Here is a 20,288-nt window from a genome sequence, read left to right as displayed (position 1 = left end):
TGTTAATAAATCGAGGAGGTGATTCTTAGATGACAGTAACAGAAAAGGTAAAAGAGATGATTGTTGAACAGCTCGGAGTAAACGAGTCCGAAGTCATTCCTGAAGCAAAGTTTATTGATGACCTTGGAGCTGACTCGCTTGACATTGTTGAACTCATCATGGCGCTGGAAGATGCATACGGGATTGAAATTCCGGATGAAGATGCAGAGAAGATGGAGACAGTGGGCGATGCAATCAAATATATAGAACAGCGTATGGCAGAAAAATAACCAACGAGGTGAATACATTGAAAAGAAGGGTGGTTGCCACTGGTTTAGGTCTTGCAACGCCTCTCGGTGTCGGGTTAGAAAATGTATGGCAGCGTATTTTAAACGGTGAATCGGGGATAGCCCCGATCACCCGTTTTGATACTACCCTGCATGAAACAAAATTTGCCGGTGAGATTAAGGAATTCAAACCTGAAGATTATATTTCTCCAAAAGAGATTAAAAGGATTGACTTATTTATCCAGTATGCCCTTGCAGCTTCCAAGATAGCAATGGAAGATGCCGGCCTTGACATGGACAAAGAGGACGCCGAAAGGGCGGGCGTAGTAGTAGGTACGGGGCTCGGAGGTCTGCCGACCATTGAAAAGTACCATAGTGTTCTTCTGGAACGTGGTCCCAGCAGAATTACGCCCTTTTTTATCCCTATGCTGATAGCAAATGAGGCGCCGGGACATATTGCGATCCGGTACGGCCTGAAAGGCCCGAACCTGTCCATTGTAACGGCATGTGCAACGGGCTCGCACTCCATTGGAGAGGCATCCAGGATAATCATATACGGGGATGCCGATGTGATGGTGGCTGGAGGAACTGAAGCGAACCTCACCCCCCTTACTGTCGGCGGGTTTAATGCAATGAAGGCGCTTTCCACACGGAATGATGCACCGCAGAAGGCATCGCGCCCCTTTGATAAGGACAGGGACGGTTTTGTTGTTTCTGAAGGTTCGGGTATTGTAGTTCTCGAAGAGCTTGAACATGCCCTGAAAAGAGGAGCAAAGATATACGGAGAAATAGCCGGTTACGGATATAACGGGGACGCATACCATATCACTGCTCCATGTCCGGACGGAGAGGGGTTTATCCGCTGCATTAAAATGGCATTGAAAGACGCCGGAATGTCGCCGGAAGATGTAGATTATATTAATGCCCATGGGACATCAACAGAATTGAACGACTATACGGAGACGCTTGCAATAAAAGAGGTATTCAAAGAGAAAGCATACAAGATCCCGGTAAGCTCTACCAAATCTATGACAGGCCATTTGCTGGGCGCTGCGGGAGCGATAGAGGCAGTATTTTCCCTGCTGAGCATAAGGGATAATATCTGCCCTCCTACAATCAACTATGAGACACCTGACCCGCAGTGTGATCTTGATTATGTACCCAATGAATCAAGGAGCCATAAGGTAGATGTTGCATTGTCAAATTCATTCGGTTTTGGCGGTACGAACTCGACCCTTGTATTCCGGAGATTTAGTGGATGAAAATTGTCCTTGCCTCAGACCATGCCGGTTTTGAGTTGAAAGAACACATAAAAAGTATTATTGAGAAGGAAGGTTATTCCTTTGTTGATATCGGGACACACTCAGAAAACTCTGTTGATTACCCTGATTATGGTTTTAAGGCTGCAGAACTTTTATCAACCGGAGAAGCAGACAAAGGTATATTTATTTGCGGTACCGGTATTGGAATGAATGTCGTTGCCAATAAGGTGAAAGGGATACGTGCAGCTCTCGTACAAGATATATATACGGCGATCCAGAGCAGAAAACACCTTGATGCCAACGTACTTGTGCTCGGCGAAAGGGTAATCGGCAAAGGAATGGCGGAAGAAATTGTGAAAGCATGGCTCGGAACATCTTTTGAAGGCGGAAGGCACGAAAAACGGGTAGAAAAGATAAGGCAGTGGGAGGAGAAACACCTGAATAAGTGAAAGGTGAATAGAAAAAATTGTTCAACCTTCCAGGTTTTATATTATACGGACTGGTGAAATAATTATGAAACTGGCAGAAAAAGATAAAGAGATTTATGGGCTTGTAAAGCAGGAGATTGAAAGAGAGGAGTACAGCCTTATCCTGATTGCATCGGAGAATTATGTTGATGAGGAGATTCTTGAAGCGCAAGGCTCTGTCCTTACAAATAAATATGCGGAAGGCTACCCTTTCAAAAGATATTACAGCGGGTGCGGCTATATTGATCAGATAGAACAAATAGCCATAGACAGGGCGAAAGCTCTTTTTCATGCTGAACATGCAAATGTCCAGCCTCATTCAGGTTCTGCTGCAAATATGGCTGTTTTTTACGGTGCTCTCAAATTAGGCGATACAATCCTCGGTATGGATATAGATCATGGAGGGCACCTGACCCATGGCGCTCGTGTAAGCTTTTCCGGCAAGCAATACCGCTCTGTTGGCTATAAGGTTTCAAGTGCGAATGAAGAACTCGACTATGATGAGATCAGGAAAATTGCCCATGATGAAAAACCGAATATGATTATTGCAGGTGCCAGCGCGTATTCGAGAGTTATAGATTTCAAAAAGTTCAGAGAGATTGCCGATGAAGTGGGCGCCTATTTGACGGCAGATATTGCCCATATTGCCGGACTTATCGTTGCAGGACTGCACCCGAGTCCGGTGGAACATGCACATTTTGTAACTACAACCACCCATAAGACACTCCGTGGACCAAGAGGCGGATTAATACTTTGTAAACAGGAATTTGCAAAAAAGATTGACTCTGCTGTTTTTCCCGGTATTCAGGGCGGGCCGCTTATGCATGTTATTGCGGCAAAAGCTGTGGCGTTGAAAAATGCCATGAGTGACGAATTCAGAGAATATCAAAGGCAGATTATCAAGAATGCCAAACACCTGGCCGCCAGTATGGAGAAGTGCGGTTTTCGTATAGTCTCCGGAGGTACAGACAACCATCTGTTCCTTGTTGATCTGTCACCCAGAGGGGTAACAGGGAAACAGGCACAGGAAGTCCTCGAGAGAAGCGGGATCATGATCAACAAAAACCTGATTCCTTTCGATTCAAAGAGTCCAAATGTCACAAGCGGTATCAGAATAGGTACTCCGGCAGTTACTACACGGGGCATGAAGGAGCATGAAATGGAGCTCATCCGTGATTTTATTGATAGAGCCCTCAGTGATCTTGAAAATGAATCGCTCCATCTTGAAATAAAAGAAAACGTTAAAGCATTATGTAAAAGATTCCCTTTTTATTCTCGTATATATGAAATATGATAAATAATCGCCCTGATTGGAATTCCTATTTTATGGAGATTGCACAAATTGTTTCAAAGCGGTCAACATGTAAAAGAAGGAATGTAGGGGCATTAATCGTAAAAGAAAAGAGAATACTGTCTACAGGTTACAATGGCGCGCCAACAGGGTTAAAACATTGCATTGAAGCGGGATGTCTGCGGGAAAAACTCAATATTGCATCCGGCGAAAGACATGAGCTATGCAAGGGTCTTCATGCTGAACAAAACGCTATTATTCAGGCTGCGCATCACGGTGTTTCCATCAGTAGTGCCGATATCTATTCAACCCACTTACCGTGCTCAATATGTATCAAAATGATTATTAATGCAGGAATTACGAGGGTGTTCTATGTTAATGGTTATCCTGACAATCTGTCCATGGAGATGATAGAAGAGTCAGGTGTTACACTCGTGAAGGTAGACATGAACGTAAATCAGGAATCGGGGCATCAGCTTGCAGGTACCCGGAACTCAAAATTATATGATTCAAAAACAAAAAAAATAAAACCTCGCTCCGCGAAAAAATTATGAAATGTCCTTTCTGTGATTCTGTAGAGAGTAAAGTCCTTGATTCAAGGGTAAGCAAGGAGATGGATGCTATCCGCAGGCGGAGGGAATGCCTTAGCTGTGGCAAAAGATTTACAACAGCCGAAAGACTTGAAGAGGGATTACCGCTGGTCATAAAAAAAGACGGGAGAAGAGAAGTTTTTGATAGAACAAAGATATTGAACGGGTTAAAAAAGGCCTGTGAAAAAAGACCTATAAGCATTGCAAACATTGAAAAAATTGTTTCAAGGATTGAATATAATCTGCTGGAGGGAGGTGAAAGAGAGACCAGAGGTGCAGAAATAGGGGAAATGGTTATGGAGGAATTGAAAAAGCTTGACGAGGTAGCCTATGTTCGTTTTGCATCCGTTTACCGGCAGTTCAGGGACATTAATGAGTTTATGAATGAACTTAAGGGTCTGTTGCTGAAAAAGGAGGAATGGATCAACGGAGAAGAGAAGAAGAGTTAATGGAATAGGGGTGAGTGAATGAAAGAAGAAGATTATATGAAAATGGCGATTTCACTTGCACGGAGAGGGTTTGGCACAACATCTCCCAATCCTATGGTAGGCGCAGTTCTTGTTAAGGGTACGCATATTGTGGGAAGAGGGTACCATAAGAAACCGGGCCTTCCTCATGCTGAGATTATGGCTATAAATGATGCAAAGGAAAATGCTCTTGGTTCAACCCTTTATGTGAATCTTGAGCCATGCGTTCATTTCGGAAGAACACCTCCCTGTGTGGACGCAATAAAGAAAGCGGGTATAAAAAAAGTAGTTGCTTCTATGCTTGACCCAAACCCGGATATGAACGGGAAAGGTATTGATGCTCTGAAAAAAGCTAATATAAGTGTAAAAGTAGGTCTTCTTGAGGACGAGGCAAGAAAACTCAACGAGGCCTTTGTGGTATATATGGAAAAAAAGAGACCTTTCTTTGTAATGAAAGCAGCAGCCAGTCTTGATGGAAAGATTGCAACGAAAACATGCGACTCTAAGTGGATATCCAATGAAGAATCAAGAAGTCATGCGAATAAACTGAGATCAACAATGGACGGCATAATGGTAGGCATCAATACGGTAATTACTGACAACCCTATCCTTGTTCCGCGGATGCTGCGTCCCAAGAAATACCCTATCCGCATTATCCTTGACTCCAAACTCAGGATACCCCTTGCAAGCGATATGGTAAAGACATCCGAAAAATACAAAACATTGGTTTTTGCTTCGGAAGATGCACGTTCAGACAAGGAAGCCAAGCTGAAATCCCTTGGGATAGAGGTTATAAAGGTTCCCAGAGAAGAGAACGGGAGAGTTTCAATCAGGCATGTGTGTGAAGAGCTGTACAAAAGGGAGATTATCAGCGTGCTCGTGGAAGGCGGCGGTGAAACACACAGCAGCCTCCTGAAAGAAGGTCTGTTGGATAAGGTGGTATTATTTTATGCACCGATCCTTATCGGAGGGAAAAACGCTCTCAATATTATCGGAGGACGCGGTATCGATTTTTTAAAGGATGCTTACAAAATAGATATCTCTTTAATTAAAAGATTTAAAGAAGATATATATGTAGAGGGCTATGTTCACAGGGATTATTGAAGACATAGGTTCGATATCAGACATCAGGAAGTCCGGAGGTAAGTGGGAGTTCTGTATCAAAACAAACATAAGCGACCGGGGCATCCATGAAGGCGATAGCATTGCTATTGACGGAGTTTGTTTGACGGCCACAAGGCTTGAAAAAGGAATGTTTTATGCAGATGCTTCACTTGAAACACTCAGTCTGACTACCTTGAAAGATAAAAAGACAGGGAGCCGGGTAAATATTGAAAGAGCAATGGCATCCGACGGCAGGTTCGGAGGTCATTTTGTTATGGGACATGTGGACGGAATCGGCACAATAACAAGTATCAGTAAAGCAGGCGATTCAATAAAAATAGAAGTTGAAATACCGTCTGATTTATCACGTTATATTGTAAAAAAGGGTTCTGTTGCAATAAATGGAATAAGTTTGACAGTCAACGAGCAACATGATAATATGTTTATTGTAAATGTAATTCCTTTCACAGTGTCTAAAACCACAATTGGCGAAAAAAGAATGAGTGATAAGGTTAACATAGAGACTGATATTATCGGAAAATACATAGAGAGTTTTATAGATAAATCCAGCAAAAAGGGCGTAACCATGGGCTTTCTTTATGAACAAGGATTTATAAAAGGGGTATAAAGATATGGCAATTTCAAGCATAGAAGATGTGATCCCCGATATACGTGAAGGCAAGATGGTCATCATCATAGACGATGAAGACCGGGAAAATGAAGGCGATGTAATGATTGCCGCTGAAAAAGTAACTCCTGAAGCTATAACGTTTATGGCACGGTATGCTTGCGGTCTTATATGTCTTTCCTTAACAGAAGAAAAAGCAAGGGCATTGGATCTTCCTCTAATGGTCCAGGAAAACACTTCGCGGCACAATACGGCTTTTACAGTATCAATAGAAGCAAGGGATGGAGTAACAACGGGCATTTCAGCCTATGACAGGGCGAAGACAATACAGGTTGCTACAGATGACAACGCAACATCTAATGATCTTGTAAGGCCAGGCCATATATTTCCGCTTATTGCGCTGCAGGGCGGTGTCCTTGTCAGAGTGGGACATACAGAAGCATCTGTTGATATGGCAAGGATTGCAGGATTAAAACCTGCAGGTGTTATATGCGAGATCATGAAGGAAGATGGAACAATGGCACGCCTGCCTGATCTTGAAGCTTTCTCAGCACAACACGGACTAAAGATTTGCACCGTGGCAGACCTGATCAGGTATAAGACAAAAACTGAAAAGCTTGTAAGAAGGGTGACGGAAACAAGAATTCCGACACGGTATGGCGGTGAATTTACAGTAATAGGCTATGAAAATGATATAGATAAAAAAACACACTTAGCGCTTGTTAAGGGTGACATTAAACCTGATGACAGTGTGCTTGTAAGAGTGCATTCAGAATGCTTTACAGGAGATGTACTCGGTTCCATGAGGTGCGATTGCGGAGAGCAGTTGCGTGTTGCCCTCAATATGATTGAAAAAGAGGGGAAAGGTGTTTTTGTGTACATGAGACAGGAGGGCAGAGGGATTGGTTTGCTAAACAAGCTGAAGGCGTATAACCTGCAGGATCATGGACACGATACGGTTGAGGCGAACTTAGCCCTTGGTTTTTCGGCTGATTTGAGGGATTATGGAATAGGTGCTCAGATTTTAAACGACCTCGGCGTCAGGAAGATGAGACTGCTTACAAATAATCCGACAAAGATAATAGGGCTTGAAGGATATGGTCTTACCATTGTAGAGCGGGTGCCGCTCGAAATATCACCGACAAAAGACAGCATTGTGTATCTTAAGACTAAGCAGAAAAAGATGGGTCATATCCTTAACAACATATAAGGAGCATATATTATGATACGTGAAGGAAAGCTTAGCGCAAAGGGTTTTAAGTTTGCAATAATTGTAAGCAGGTTTAACAGCTTTATCACGGAGAGGCTTCTTGAAGGCGCTCTTGATGGTTTAAAAAGACATGGGGCAGAGGATAAACAGATTGATGTATACAAAGTTCCGGGTGCTTTTGAAATACCTCTGATTGCAAAACTCCTCGCGAAGAAAAAAAATATAGACTGTGTAATATGTCTTGGTACTGTAATAAAAGGTGCTACCCCACATTTTCATTATATTGCATCAGAGGTTACAAAGGGCATTGCACAGGTTTCTCTTGAGTATGAAAAGCCGGTTGTCTTTGGTATTATTACGAGTGAAAACATTGAGCAGGCAATAGAGCGGGCAGGAACAAAATCAGGCAATAAAGGCTATGATGCTGCCTTAAGTGCAGTAGAAATGGTTAATCTCATAAGGGAAAATGCTTTGTGCGTCGAAGAAAAGCAAGAGAGTTAGCATTAAAAATGCTCTATCAATTGGAAACAAATAACGAAGACGCCGAACTTGCCCTTGATAAGTACTGCGAAACCTTCCCCTATCAAAAAGATATTACGGATTATGCGATGTTACTCCTTTCCGGTGTTAAAAAAGAAAAAGAGATGATAGACAGATTTATTGCTTCTGCAAGTGAAAACTGGAAAATAGACAGAATTGCCTTTGTTGATAAGAATGTCATGAGGATTGGTGTATATGAGATGCTGTTTTCCCAGGATGTGCCGCCAAAGGTTGCAATTGATGAGGCAATCGAAATGGGGAAAAAGTACGGACACGGAGATTCCGGCGATTTTATCAACGGAGTGCTCGACAGGATTTTAAAAGACCACTATGGGCAGAAAGATCCGCAGCGGTAAGCCTTGACCAGGAGATTGATAATTCTGAAGAAATTCTTTGAAGTGATCGTGGGTATACCCGCAATACAATGATTGGCTGACGTATCTTTAACTGTCCCATAACTCATAACCTTGATTTTTTGCTGCCGGCTATTGGCTGCAACCAAAAATTACCATGACTCACTTAATTATTGACGGATATAATTACATCAACAGAATAAGGACATCCCCGGCAGGGGAGGGATCGAACCTTGATATGCTGAGGAGGTCTTTACTTGACAGGTTTGTGCAATATAAAAAACTGAAACGTGTTAAATTAACAGTAGTTTTTGATGCATATAACAGCTTTTCGCCTGGCAGGCAAAGAGAGAATTATAAAGGCATTGACGTGGTATATTCCGGGGAGAAAGAGACTGCGGACGATGTTATTATCGGTTGGATAAGGGAGAAAAGGGCCGGTATTGTGGCAGTAAGCTCAGACCGGGCAATCATTGATGAGGCAAAAAGGCACGGTGTTGCTTTTCTGACCCCGCCAGGTATGGAAGCATTGATGGTCAACGATGTGTCCGGAAAAGATGGGGAATCGGATGAAACTGACCGGCAGTCTGCAAAGAAGAAGGGCAATCCGAGAAAACTTCCTAAAAAATTGAGAAAATCCACGAAAACTATAGGCAAAATATAATTCCATATTTATCCTAAGGGAAAATACAGGTTTAAGTAAACATTGCCTTTAAAAAGATTTTATGGTAACACGTTATAGATAAGATTTTATTGAATTTATGTATACATTCACACCAAAGATATGAAACCTTTGCAAATCCGTATTCTACTTTGTGTAATATGGCTTCTTCTGTTAACCGGTTGTCTGCCGAATAAGAAGTTGACTGTTGCAGCGACGGCGACATTGCTGGAAGGGGTGGCAAAATCAGCTTTTCAACAATCAGACCTTAAGCTGGTACGTGAAGGAATTCCCGCCTATCTGATGCTGATGGACGGTATGATTGAGTCGGTGCCGGATAATGAGCAGTTACTCATTAATGCTGCCCAGACCTATTCTTCCTTTGCCTCGGCTTTTATGGAGGAAACCGATCCGGAATATGCGAAACTGCTCTACAGAAAAGCAAGGTACTACTCTCTGCGATCCCTGGAGATAAGGGGGTTCAAGGACCCTGCTCAGAGCCTGTTTGACGATTTCGGGGAAGACGTTAAGAACTGCGGCAAGAAGGATGTCCCCTATTTGTTTTGGGCAGCTACTTCGTGGGGAAACTGGATCAAGCTGAATCTTGATTCAATGGAGGCACTTGCTGAACTTCCAAGAGTTGAACTGATGATGAAAAAAGTACTTGAACTCGACGAAGGTTTTTATTATGGCGGGCCTCACATCTTTATGGGAATATGGTTTGCCTCCTGGCCCAAGGACGCCGGGGGAGACCTGAAAAAGGCTCAAAAACATTTTCAGAAGGCTTTACAGATAGGGCAGGGTAAATTTTTAATGACCTATGTCTATTATGCGAACTTTTATGCACGGCAAATCCTCGACAAAGACCTTTTTGTCTCAACCCTTCAAAAGGTTCTGGATGCTCCTGTTGACATATTACCGGAGATAACGCTCCTTAATGCGGTTGCCAGGAAGAAAGCAGAGGATCTGCTGCATCATAAAGAGGAAATTTTCGAATAGGAGCATCTATGAACACTCGCAGTGTAATAAAATTTATTGGACTCTTGTTGCTGGCATGTCTTTTTTTTACCGGACCGGTTCAGGGAGCTGAGAAAGGGGTTATCATAAAACTGGCCACCTTGGCCCCGCAGGGAAATTCCTGGGTTAAGATGCTTCATGCCTTAAATGCTGAAGTGATGAAAAAGACCGAAAACAATGTTCAGCTTAAGATTTATGCCGGAGGAGTGCTGGGCGATGAGAATGATATGCTTCGAAAAATGAAGATCGGCCAGATTCAGGCTGCAGCCCTGACCTCAACAAGTCTCTCATCGATATTCAAAGAGATCAATGTCCTGCAAATCCCTTTTCTCTTTCAAAATTATGATGAAGTTGACCTCATTTTGAAAAAAATGGATACATTTCTCAAAAAAGGCTTTGAAGATAATGGATACATACTACTGGGTTTTTCCGAGGTAGGGTTTGTCTATCTCATGTCCTCCACTATTCCTATCTCCAGCGTAGCGGACATTAAAAAGGGGAAAGTCTGGATCCAGGAAGAATCTCACATGGCCAAGGCAGTCTTTGATGCAGCCAAAGTGACAGCTATTCCTCTTTCTATTCCTGATGTTCTGGTGGGTCTCCAAACCGGGTTGGTGGATGTTGTTTATATCCCTCCTACCGGGGCCATCTCACTCCAGTGGTTTACTAAAATGAAGTACCTGACTAATGTTCCCCTCGCCTATGTGGCAGGCGCTATAGTCATCAGCAAAGATGTATTTAACCGTTTGCCGCCTGCCTATCAGGCTATTCTCCTTGAAAGCTCCCAGCGTCATTTGAGCCAGTTAAAGGCAACAACCCGAAATGAAAACAAGGAGGCAACCAGAATAATGGTGAAACAAGGGGTAAAAATCGTAACCCCTTCAAAGGACCAGATTGATGAGCTCAGAAAACTGTCTAATGATGCAATGGGCCGCATTAGCGGAAAAGCCTTTTCACGGACAACCGTGGATGATGTGACTTCTCAGTTGACAAATTACCGAAAGGGCTTGAAATGACGGTTCGATGGGAACAGATCGATGAAGCCATCGGTCGGGTGGAGCAGATTCTCCTTGTAATTCTGTTAAGCGCTCTGATTCTCGTCGCATTCTCTCAGATTATACTTCGAAATATTTTTTCCACAGGTATTGCCTGGGGAGATGCCCTTGTAAGGGTCCTTGTTTTATGGACAGGGTTTGTCGGGGCCACCATTGCAGTGCTGGAAGGCAAACACATTTGTATCGATGTCGTTACTCGATGGTTATCATCGAAGGGAAAGAAGATTGTGGCGATTATCATCGATGCCTCTTCGTTTTTGATTTGTTGCTTTCTTACCTATGCCGCATTGAAATTCATTCATAATGAGTTTCAGATGAAGAGCGTAGCTTTTCTTGGCATTCCGTCCTGGGCCTCAGAAATTATTCTTCCTCTTACTTTCGGTCTGATGGCCTTCCGATATTTTTTTTATTTCCTTAAGAGTGTCCATATGATCATCCAAAAGGAAAGAGAAGAATGATCCTCTTTTTAGTTGTCCTTGCCCTTTTCATTTTGATGTTGCTCGGCGTTCCTCTTTTTATCGTTATTTCCGGCCTGACACTCTGTCTGCTGTTTTCCGGTCAGATTGACTCCTCGGCCATAATCATTGAAATGTATCGAATGGCGACAACCCCGATCCTTGTTGCGATCCCCCTCTTCACCTTTGCCGGATATCTTCTTTCCGAGAGCGGTGCGCCAAAGAGATTGATCAGACTTTCCAACGCAATATTAGGTTGGCTGCCTGGCGGAGTATCGATGATCGCGCTTTTAACCTGTGCTGTTTTTACCGCTCTCACAGGCGCAACAGGCCTAACTATCATTGCCATGGGAGGCATTCTCTTACCTGCCATGTTAAAAGGAAAATACCCGGAATCATTCTCTCTCGGACTCTTAACTACATCAGGTACATTGGGTCTTCTCTTTCCCCCAAGTCTCCCTTTGATCATTTATGCCATTGTGGCAAAGGTAAGAATTGATGAACTGTTTCTGGGCGGCATTTTGCCTGGAATACTCCTGATCCTGCTCCTTGCTGTGTTTTGTTTCAACAAGGCGATTGCAGTCAAGGTTCCGCGCACCGGTTTTAATGTACCGGAGGTTTTCAGGGCAGTGAAGGATTCAATCTGGGAACTCCCGCTCCCTATTGTGGTACTGGGAGGCATCTATGGCGGATACTTTGTGGTAAGTGAAGCAGCCGCTATTACCGCGACCTATGTGCTTGTGGTGGAGGTATTTATCTACAGGGATATTAAGTGGAGAGAGCTGCCGCAGATTATGAAAAAAAGCATGGTACTGGTAGGGGGGATTCTAATCATCTTGGGGGCAGCCCTCGGTCTGACAAATTATCTAATCGATGCAGAACTCCCCATGATGACATTGGATTTTCTAAAGGCCCATATTACCAGCCCCTTCCTTTTTCTTATCATGCTCAACTTCTTCCTTTTAGCGGTCGGATGCATTATGGGCATGTTCCCCGCGCTGACTGTTGTGGTTCCTCTTATTACCCCTGTTGCCCAGGCCTATGGGATTCATCCTGTTCACCTTGGAATCATCTTCCTTGCTAATTTGGAGATCGGAGCATCCATACCCCCCCTGGGGATAAACCTCTTCATCTCCAGTATCCGTTTCAACAAACCAATATTAAGCCTTTACTTTGCTTCGCTTCCATTCATCGGCATCCTCCTTATCGGGCTTGCGATCATCACCTATCTTCCCTGGTTGAGCCTTGCCTTCTTAAAATAAAACCGACTGATACAAATCAGGATTCATTGATAGCACACAGAGAGCACCCGGGCAACGAGAAGGAATTGACCCTCCCTGCGGGAGGACAGCCCGACACCGATGCTTATCCTAATGGAAAATATGGGATTATTACATCTTTAAATCATCTTCCTCTATTTCAGGGATGAAATCATCATCACGTACAGCCGGAGGGCCTTCTTCTGACTTCCATTTTCCGCCGCCCCCTTCAGTTTGAGCGCCGCCCCCGATCATCTTCATATTTGAGGCAATTATTTCATACATCTTTCTTTTTAATCCGTCTTTCCCTTCAAATTCACGTGACTGGATTCTACCCTCTATATAAACAAGTTTACCTTTTTTTAGATATTCTGCGGAAATCTCGCCGAGTTTTCTCCAGGCCACTACCCTGTGCCACTCCGTCCTTTCCTGTTTATTGCCGCCCTTGTCCTTCCAGACTTCCGAGGTCGCCACATTAAATGTTGCAACAGGTGATCCATCAGCGGTATACCGCAGTTCCGGGTCTCCACCGAGCCTTCCGATAAGTATTACTTTATTTACACTTGACATGTTTCCCCCTGTTTCACATTTTTAAAAACATTTGCAAATACTATGTGAAGTTGCGCTGATAGCTTAAAAGCAATAACAACTGCAACATTCTTACTGTTTAAATTTGTATAGTTAAACTTATAGTATTAACAGTAAAATGTCAATGGACACGGAAAAAATCGGCTATTGTGTTTAAAAGAAGCGTGACGCTTAAAATGATCAGGAGAGCTGTGCTTATATATGAGATAATATTTGTCCATAATGAGTTTTTGAATTCACCCATAAGATCTTTATTGTTGATGAGCCGGAGCATAAATACTAAAACCACCGGAAGAAGAAGACAGTTTATGATCTGAGAAAACCACATCACTTTAATAAGGGGAAGATTCGGCAACAGTATAAATGAAGCGCCCAGTATTACAATTATTGTAAATATGGACATAAACTGGGGGGCTTCCTTAAAGCTTTTTCCTATGCCTGCTTCCCAGCCAAAGGCCTCACAAATATAATAAGTTGTGGCAAGCGGGAGAATACATGCCGAAAACAGCGAAGCATTAGCAAGGCCGACAGCAAAAAGGATATAGGCATATTTTCCTGCCAGGGGCTTTAATGATAGCGCCGCGTTTTCTGCCGAATCTATCTTGATGCCTGCGGGAAACAATGTGGCACCGCAGGCTACTATAATAAAATACGCAATGACTCCCATCATAATAGAACCGAAAATTACGTCAAATCTTGATGCCCAGAGGTACTTTTCACTAAGACCTTTTTCTACGACGTTTGATTGGAGATAAAATTGCTGCCATGGAGTAATAGATGTGCCTATAATACTGACTACGATAATCAGGTAATCCATGTTCCATTGTATGGAAGGCGTTACCGTCTTGACCATTACCTCTTTCCAGTCGGGTTTTGCAGAGAATGCAGAAAAAATATAGGTAAGATATATTAAACAGACAAAAAGAAATATTTTTTCAAATATGCTGTAATTCCACCTTCGGACTAAAAACCATACAAAAACAGCCCCCAGAGGCACGGAAATGTATTTGGATACATTAAAAAGTTCCATGCTCGCCGCCCATCCTGAAAATTCAGCCATAGTGTTGCCGAGGTTTGTGAAAAAGAGGCATACCATAACCCAGAAGGCGGTTCTTATTCCATATTTCTCACGTATAAGATCGGCAAGACCCTTACCTGTGACTACTCCCATCCGGGCAGACATTTCCTGGTATACTATAAGAAAAAAAACTATAGGGATCAGGGTCCACAGAAGGTTGTATCCGTAGTGCGCCCCGGCAATAGAATATATGGCAATACCGCCTGCATCGTTATCTATATTAGAGGTAATTATTCCAGGGCCTATGAGTGAAAGCAATATTATGAGCCTTTTACGTGTGAACATGCCCACTGGTATACCACAGATATTTTGATGTTGCAATTCAAAGTGTTAAAAAACCCTGTTATTGTAAATCAATAAAAATGAAAAACCTTGACATGAAATTATCTTCGTGCTAAAGATTACACAATATGGAAAAAGCAGCCGCAAAAAATATATGGGTATGGTGGTGGCAGGTGACGTAGGTGTGAAACCGTAATAACCGGCCACGGGCGGATTCACACCGTCCGTGGCTTTTTTGTTATAAAAGGCCATGGGATTGATTAAGACCATGGCCTTTTTATTTACTAAAAAAAGGAGGAGCACATGAACAGGAAAATTATTTTAAGTGAACAGGATATGCCAAGGGCATGGTATAACATTCAGGCTGATCTGCCTAACCCTCTCCCCCCGCCTTTAAATCCTGCGACAGGGGAACCAATTACGCCTGATATGCTTACACCCATCTTCCCCATGAACCTGATTGAACAGGAAGTAAGCGCTGAGAGGTGGATTGATATTCCCGATGAAGTAGTAGAAAAACTTCTTATGTGGCGGCCAACTCCCCTATACAGAGCATATGCCCTGGAGAAGTTTCTCAAAACTCCGGCTCACATATATTTCAAGAACGAGGGCGTAAGCCCTCCCGGCAGTCACAAGCCCAATACCGCTATTCCACAGGCATACTACAACAAGGTCTTCGGCACGAAGAGGCTTACAACAGAGACCGGTGCGGGACAATGGGGAAGCGCGCTTGCCTTTGCATGCAACCAGTTCGGCCTTGAATTGAAAGTTTACATGGTACGGGTGAGTTTCAACCAGAAACCTTACAGGAAAATCATGATGGAGACATGGGGCGCCAAATGTGTGCCAAGCCCAAGCCCTGATACAAATGCCGGCCGGAAGTATTTGGAAGGAAATGAAAACCACCCGGGCAGCCTTGGCATTGCTATAAGCGAGGCCATAGAAGATGCGGTGACCACAGAGAACTCAAAATATTCTCTCGGCAGTGTTTTGAACCATGTAATGATGCACCAGACAATCATAGGCCTTGAGGCGCAGAAACAGCTTGCCATGGCCGGGGAGTATCCCGATGTTGTGATCGGCTGCGCAGGCGGGGGCAGCAATTTTGCCGGTGTCTCATTCCCCTTTGTAAGGGATAAGATTCATGGTAAAGAAGTAAAGATTATTGCATCAGAGCCGGTTTCGTGCCCGACTATGACAAAAGGCCCCTATGTATATGATTTTGGCGATGCTGCCCAGACAACGCCGCTTCTGCCTATGTATTCAATCGGCCATGATTTTGTCCCTGCTCCGATTCATGCCGGGGGCCTGCGATATCATGGAATGGCTCCGCTTGTCAGCCGGCTGGTCATGGACAGACTCATAGAGGCAAGGGCATATTCTCAACTGGAAACCTTTGCCGCAGGTCTCACGTTTGCCAGGACAGAAGGCTTTATCCCTGCACCGGAGACAAACCATGCCATAGCATGTGTGATTGATGAGGCAAAAAAGGCTAAAGAAGAAGGAAAAGAAAAGGTAATACTGATGAACTGGAGTGGTCATGGCATTATTGACCTCGCATCATACGATGCATATCTGTCCGGGAAGCTTGAGGACTATGCGTTGCCGGATGAAGAGATCGCGAAGCTGGTCAAAGAATTGGAGAAGTATCCTAAACCGGTATAGGGAAACAGATGACAGAGAGCTGCAAGCAAAAATTGTCTGCTCGCAGCTCTCTGTCATAATCTATGAGATATGAGCGATTAACCCGGAGGGTAATTATGGAAATTTACTGTACACAACTTGGCATGGTCATTGATATCAATTATTGTATATCCGTGAATGATGGGCTGCCATGCAGAAATACCATCGGGTGCTGGCAAGGCAGAATGGATATATATGCCTTTTTAAAGGAAAAATTTACAGAGGATGATCTGAAGAAAGTTTTCAGCAACCTGCCGAAATCAAAAATTGAGCGAATAATCGAATCTGCCGAAAAGGCATTTAGCTCTTGACAATTGAAAAATCTCCGTGCTATCAGATAACATAATGCTCGGTTTTCCTGATTTTTGGATATTTGCAGGATATTTGCTTACCATATTGGCCGCAATATTTTGTATTGTTTACGGCATCATCAACTGGCATAGGGGAGTGGAAGAGAAGGACGGCGACTACAGGGAAGAGATCCGGTGGGAAAAAGAGGAAATCGAATTGATCGAAAAGCTTCCATAACAGTATGTTTTATCTTATCACATTCATCGTTATCTACCTTGTAATAACAATTTATCTGAGTTATCTCGGATACAAGCGGACCACAACCGTTTCCGACTACATGCTTGCCGGAAGGCAGGTTCATCCTGTTTTGATGGCGCTAAGCTATGGTTCCACCTATATCAGCACATCGGCAATCATCGGCTTTGGAGGCATCAGCGCCCTTTATGGTTTCAGCCTCTCATGGCTGGCATTTCTTAATATTATGATGGGGGTATGGGTTGCCTTTGTTGTTTTCGGAAAAAGGACGCGGAAAATGGGTAAAGCCCTTGACGCGCATACCTTTCCGGAGCTTCTGGGGAGAAGATACAATTCAAGATTCATCCAGGGTTTCTCGGGACTCGTCATTCTTATCTTTATGCCTGTATATTCAGCGGCTATCCTGATAGGCATCGCACGGTTCATCGAAGTATATATAAATATCCCCTTTTCTACTGCCCTTCTCGCATTTCTTCTGATTAATGCCTGTTACGTTATATGGGGTGGTCTCAAAGGCGTTTTATATACCTCCGCATTTCAGGGCATTATCATTATAGCTGTCATGCTTGCAATGGGTATTTCAACATACGCCTTTTCCGGAGGTATTATAGATGCCCACAAAGCACTCACAGACCTTACACTTCTCGTCCCGCCGCACTTAACGGAAATGGGCCACAGAGGATTCACCTCAATGCCCGTGACCGGATCATCCCTCTGGTGGTTTATTATTACAACAATGGTCATGGGAGTGGGCATCGGGGTAATAGGGCAGCCTCAGCTTAACGTAAGGTTTATGACGCTCAAATCCGACAGGGAGCTGAACAGGTCTATTCCCTTTACCGCCATTTTTATCCTCCTGACAAGCGGAATAGCCTTTGCAGTCGGGGCGCTTACAAATGTTGTTTTTTATAACAAGTATTTAGAACTTTCCATACAGGCTGTTCAGGGTAATATTGATAAAATCATGCCTCTTTATATTGACCGGTTCTATCCACAGTGGTTCGTTGCCGTATTTCTTGTTGGACTAATGGCAGTGGCAATGAGCGCCAACAGCAGCCTTTTTCATACGCTCGGAACATCTTTAAGCAGGGATATATTTGAGCAGGCACTGCTCCGGGGTAAGTCTGTCATTGAAACCACCGTTGTAACAAGGATAGGCATTGTATTCAGCATTTTTGCAACCCTTATACTCGGGCTTGTGTTACCTGAGGGTGTTGTTGCCATTGCAACTGCATTTTTCTTCAGCCTCTGCGGTGCCACATTTATCCCGTCGTATCTGTTTGCACTTTACTGGAGAGGCGGAACAAAGATTGGTGCAAAGACGAGCATTTTGTGCGGTTTTTTTATCTCGCTTTTGTGGATGTTATTTATCCATGAAAATGAGTCAAAGGCGATAGGGTTATGCAAGCTTCTTTCGGGCAGAGATTCCTTGCTCGGCCATCCCTGGAACATGATAGACCCGCAGGTAATTGCATTGCCCATATCCTTTGTTGTGTTTGTAGTTGTTTCACTTATCACATCACCAATAGGGGAAGAAACAATACGAAAAGCCTTCAGGCACATTTGATGGTTTCGTAGAAAAGTCTAAAATCACGCTTCGCAGTTTTTGCCTGAAGCGCAAATATCTTCCCGAGATTATCAGATGTAATATTTTATACAAAGTTGTATATTTATTTTGGTAATAAATATTTGTACACAGGCAGCTAACGAATGAAAGACAAGAATAAAACAAAAGCACAACTCATCAATGAGCTTGCCGCAATGCGCCAGAAAATTGCCGAACTGGAAAACTCTGAAACTGAGCTAAAGCAAGAAAAAGAGATACCCTGGCATAGTGAAGAAAAATACCGTACTTTAGTAGAACATGCGAGTGATGCAATAATTATTACTGACTCCAAAGGAAATTTCCTTGAAGTAAACAAAAAAGCAGAGGAACTTCTGGGCTATACGAGGAAAGAATTAGCGGGCATGAATCCACGACATATTCACCCCAAGGAAGAGCTTAAAAGAATAATACATGATTTCTCGAGGATGGCAGCAGGAGAAATGCATTCCTGTTACGATACCAGGATATTAAGAAAAGATGGCAGGCTGGTACCTGTTGATATAACAGGAGCCCCCATTGAATATAACGGAAAAACTTTAGTCCAGGGGATTTTCAGGGACATCACCGCCTACAAGCTGGCCGAGGAAGAGCGGAGAGACGTTCAGGCTCGTTATCGCCTGATGTTTGATTATGCACCTTACGGTATTGTGATTATTGACCCTGCTACAGCGCGTTTCGTGGAATTCAACGAAAAGGCTCATCGACAGCTTGGTTATTCACATGAAGAGTTCGCAGGACTAAGCGTAACCGATATTGAAATTATTGAAAGTCCTGAAGAGACCATGAAACATATCGAGAATGTGGTACGTGAAGGCAGGGATGATTTTGATACAATGCATCGTACAAAACAGGGTGAAATCAGGAATATCCATGTAACAGCACAGATGACAAATATCTCCGGACATGTGTTGTATCATTGTGTCTGGCGAGACATCACTGAATACAAAAAGGCAGAAGAAAACCTGATCGAATCTGAAGAACGTTACCGTATTGCGATAGAGCACTCCAATGACGGGGTAGCCCTTGTCAGGGGAAGCCGGCATATATATGTCAATAAGAAGTTCCTGGAAATGTTTGGTTATGATAAAACGGATGATATTATCGGAAACCCTGTATTCTTTACGGTACACCCTGATGACAGAGAAATGGTTATGGAGTATAACCGAAAAAGACAAAAAGGAGAACCTGCTACATCGCGGTACGAATATAAAGCTATCAAAAAAGACGGGACAAAGATCTTTATTGAAGTATCTGCGACCATGACAATATATCGCGGAGAACCATGCTCGCTTGCCTATTTGAGGGACATCACTGAGCGGAAGCGAGTAGAGGAAGAACTTGTCGTAAGCAGAAATCGTTTGTCCAGGGCTGAGATCATTTCCCACTGTGGGAATTGGGAGTTCGATCTTGAGCTGCAAAGAGTGTTTGCGTCGGAAGGGGCTCGAAGAATATACGGACTCCAAGACCAGGAGTGGACGATTCCGGAGGTACAAAAGATACCTCTTTCCGAGTACAGAGGCATGCTTGATGATGCCCTCATGGGACTGATCAAAGAGAACCGCCCGTATAGTGTAGAGTTCAAAATACAACGTCCTGATACCGGGGAGATCATCGATATCTATTCCATTGCAGAATATGATCGCGATAGAAACGTAGTTTTCGGTGTCATCCAGGATATTACCGAGCGGAAAAGGCTGGAAGCACAACTCATGCATGCCCAGAAGATGGAAGCTATAGGTACCCTTGCAGGAGGCATTGCCCACGACTTCAACAACCTCCTCATGGGGATCCGCGGCTATGCTTCACTTATGCTGATGGAGTTCGATCCATCCCATCCCCATTATGAAAAGCTCACACGGATTGAAAGTCAGGTGCAAAGC

General features: G+C 43.6%; 20 protein-coding genes and 4 pseudogenes. 22 read left to right on the top strand and 2 right to left on the bottom strand.

What is annotated here, in order from left to right; genetic code table 11:
* The first annotated feature begins 29 nt into the window (after positions 1-29).
* From acpP to NT010_11425, 16 genes and pseudogenes are all read left to right on the top strand, one after another.
* The gene (gene acpP, locus NT010_11500) at positions 30-269 is read left to right on the top strand and encodes an acyl carrier protein (GenBank protein ID MCX5806669.1); all 240 of its coding nucleotides are present in this window, start codon (positions 30-32) and stop codon (positions 267-269) included.
* A 17-nt stretch (positions 270-286) separates the two neighbouring features.
* A complete protein-coding gene (gene fabF, locus NT010_11495) occupies positions 287-1,528 on the top strand; it encodes a beta-ketoacyl-ACP synthase II (protein MCX5806668.1) in 1,242 nt (413 codons plus the stop codon).
* A complete protein-coding gene (gene rpiB, locus NT010_11490) occupies positions 1,525-1,977 on the top strand; it encodes a ribose 5-phosphate isomerase B (protein ID MCX5806667.1) in 453 nt (150 codons plus the stop codon). The genes fabF and rpiB overlap by 4 nt, the downstream gene beginning before the upstream one ends.
* Positions 1,978-2,041: 64 nt before the next feature.
* A complete protein-coding gene (locus NT010_11485; GenBank protein ID MCX5806666.1) occupies positions 2,042-3,289 on the top strand; it encodes a serine hydroxymethyltransferase in 1,248 nt (415 codons plus the stop codon).
* A pseudogene (locus tag NT010_11480) lies at positions 3,286-3,729 on the top strand (cytidine/deoxycytidylate deaminase family protein). Before NT010_11485 ends, NT010_11480 begins: the two are co-directional and overlap by 4 nt.
* Before the next feature lie 107 nt (positions 3,730-3,836).
* Positions 3,837-4,325, top strand: a complete 489-nt coding sequence (gene nrdR, locus NT010_11475; GenBank protein MCX5806665.1) for a transcriptional regulator NrdR — start codon at positions 3,837-3,839, stop codon at positions 4,323-4,325.
* An 18-nt stretch (positions 4,326-4,343) separates the two neighbouring features.
* Positions 4,344-5,447 carry a bifunctional diaminohydroxyphosphoribosylaminopyrimidine deaminase/5-amino-6-(5-phosphoribosylamino)uracil reductase RibD gene (gene ribD / locus NT010_11470; protein ID MCX5806664.1) on the top strand — a complete coding sequence of 368 codons (1,104 nt, stop codon included), beginning with the start codon at positions 4,344-4,346 and terminating at the stop codon, positions 5,445-5,447.
* Positions 5,428-6,075 carry a riboflavin synthase gene (locus NT010_11465; protein ID MCX5806663.1) on the top strand — a complete coding sequence of 216 codons (648 nt, stop codon included), beginning with the start codon at positions 5,428-5,430 and terminating at the stop codon, positions 6,073-6,075. Before ribD ends, NT010_11465 begins: the two co-directional genes overlap by 20 nt.
* 4 nt (positions 6,076-6,079) lie before the next feature.
* Positions 6,080-7,285, top strand: a complete 1,206-nt coding sequence (locus tag NT010_11460) for a bifunctional 3,4-dihydroxy-2-butanone-4-phosphate synthase/GTP cyclohydrolase II (GenBank protein MCX5806662.1) — start codon at positions 6,080-6,082, stop codon at positions 7,283-7,285.
* Between the two features lie 12 nt (positions 7,286-7,297).
* The gene (gene ribE / locus NT010_11455; protein MCX5806661.1) at positions 7,298-7,786 is read left to right on the top strand and encodes a 6,7-dimethyl-8-ribityllumazine synthase; all 489 of its coding nucleotides are present in this window, start codon (positions 7,298-7,300) and stop codon (positions 7,784-7,786) included.
* Complete coding sequence (nusB, locus tag NT010_11450) at positions 7,759-8,181, top strand: transcription antitermination factor NusB (GenBank protein MCX5806660.1); 423 nt, start codon at positions 7,759-7,761, stop codon at positions 8,179-8,181. The genes ribE and nusB overlap by 28 nt, the downstream gene beginning before the upstream one ends.
* 154 nt (positions 8,182-8,335) lie before the next feature.
* Positions 8,336-8,842, top strand: a complete 507-nt coding sequence (locus NT010_11445; GenBank protein ID MCX5806659.1) for an NYN domain-containing protein — start codon at positions 8,336-8,338, stop codon at positions 8,840-8,842.
* Between the two features lie 129 nt (positions 8,843-8,971).
* A complete protein-coding gene (locus tag NT010_11440) occupies positions 8,972-9,838 on the top strand; it encodes a TRAP transporter TatT component family protein (protein MCX5806658.1) in 867 nt (288 codons plus the stop codon).
* Between the two features lie 8 nt (positions 9,839-9,846).
* On the top strand, positions 9,847-10,872 hold the full coding sequence (gene dctP / locus NT010_11435) for a TRAP transporter substrate-binding protein DctP (protein MCX5806657.1): 1,026 nt from the start codon (positions 9,847-9,849) through the stop codon (positions 10,870-10,872).
* Positions 10,869-11,369 (top strand): TRAP transporter small permease, encoded by a 501-nt coding sequence (locus NT010_11430; protein MCX5806656.1) that lies wholly within the window; start codon positions 10,869-10,871, stop codon positions 11,367-11,369. Before dctP ends, NT010_11430 begins: the two co-directional genes overlap by 4 nt.
* On the top strand, positions 11,366-12,628 hold the full coding sequence (locus NT010_11425; GenBank protein MCX5806655.1) for a TRAP transporter large permease subunit: 1,263 nt from the start codon (positions 11,366-11,368) through the stop codon (positions 12,626-12,628). Before NT010_11430 ends, NT010_11425 begins: the two co-directional genes overlap by 4 nt.
* A 240-nt stretch (positions 12,629-12,868) precedes the next feature.
* Here NT010_11425 and NT010_11420 read toward each other — a convergent pair.
* Positions 12,869-13,195, bottom strand: a pseudogene (locus tag NT010_11420) (single-stranded DNA-binding protein).
* A gap of 139 nt (positions 13,196-13,334) precedes the next feature.
* The gene (locus NT010_11415; GenBank protein ID MCX5806654.1) at positions 13,335-14,576 is read right to left on the bottom strand and encodes an Nramp family divalent metal transporter; all 1,242 of its coding nucleotides are present in this window, start codon (positions 14,574-14,576) and stop codon (positions 13,335-13,337) included.
* A 300-nt stretch (positions 14,577-14,876) separates the two neighbouring features.
* On the opposite strand from NT010_11415, the gene NT010_11410 reads away from it, so the two are divergent.
* The 6 genes and pseudogenes from NT010_11410 to NT010_11385 all read left to right on the top strand — a co-directional run bounded on the left by NT010_11410 (position 14,877) and on the right by NT010_11385 (position 20,219).
* Positions 14,877-16,238, top strand: coding sequence for a TrpB-like pyridoxal phosphate-dependent enzyme (locus tag NT010_11410; GenBank protein ID MCX5806653.1), 1,362 nt, complete (start codon positions 14,877-14,879; stop codon positions 16,236-16,238).
* A gap of 95 nt (positions 16,239-16,333) precedes the next feature.
* The gene (locus NT010_11405; GenBank protein MCX5806652.1) at positions 16,334-16,567 is read left to right on the top strand and encodes a hypothetical protein; all 234 of its coding nucleotides are present in this window, start codon (positions 16,334-16,336) and stop codon (positions 16,565-16,567) included.
* 34 nt (positions 16,568-16,601) lie between these two features.
* Positions 16,602-16,784 (top strand): hypothetical protein, encoded by a 183-nt coding sequence (locus tag NT010_11400; GenBank protein MCX5806651.1) that lies wholly within the window; start codon positions 16,602-16,604, stop codon positions 16,782-16,784.
* 4 nt (positions 16,785-16,788) lie between these two features.
* A complete protein-coding gene (locus tag NT010_11395) occupies positions 16,789-18,369 on the top strand; it encodes a sodium:solute symporter family protein (GenBank protein ID MCX5806650.1) in 1,581 nt (526 codons plus the stop codon).
* Between the two features lie 194 nt (positions 18,370-18,563).
* Positions 18,564-20,105 (top strand): annotated as a pseudogene (locus NT010_11390) (PAS domain S-box protein).
* A pseudogene (locus NT010_11385) lies at positions 20,079-20,219 on the top strand (PAS domain-containing sensor histidine kinase). Before NT010_11390 ends, NT010_11385 begins: the two co-directional pseudogenes overlap by 27 nt.
* The last annotated feature ends 69 nt before the right edge of the window (positions 20,220-20,288 follow it).

It is taken from the genome of Pseudomonadota bacterium (assembly GCA_026388275.1).
Taxonomy (GTDB): Bacteria; Desulfobacterota; Syntrophorhabdia; order Syntrophorhabdales; family Syntrophorhabdaceae; genus JAPLKB01.
The sequence above is the reverse complement of the archived record's forward strand: the minus strand, read 5'-3'. Positions and strand labels throughout refer to the sequence as shown.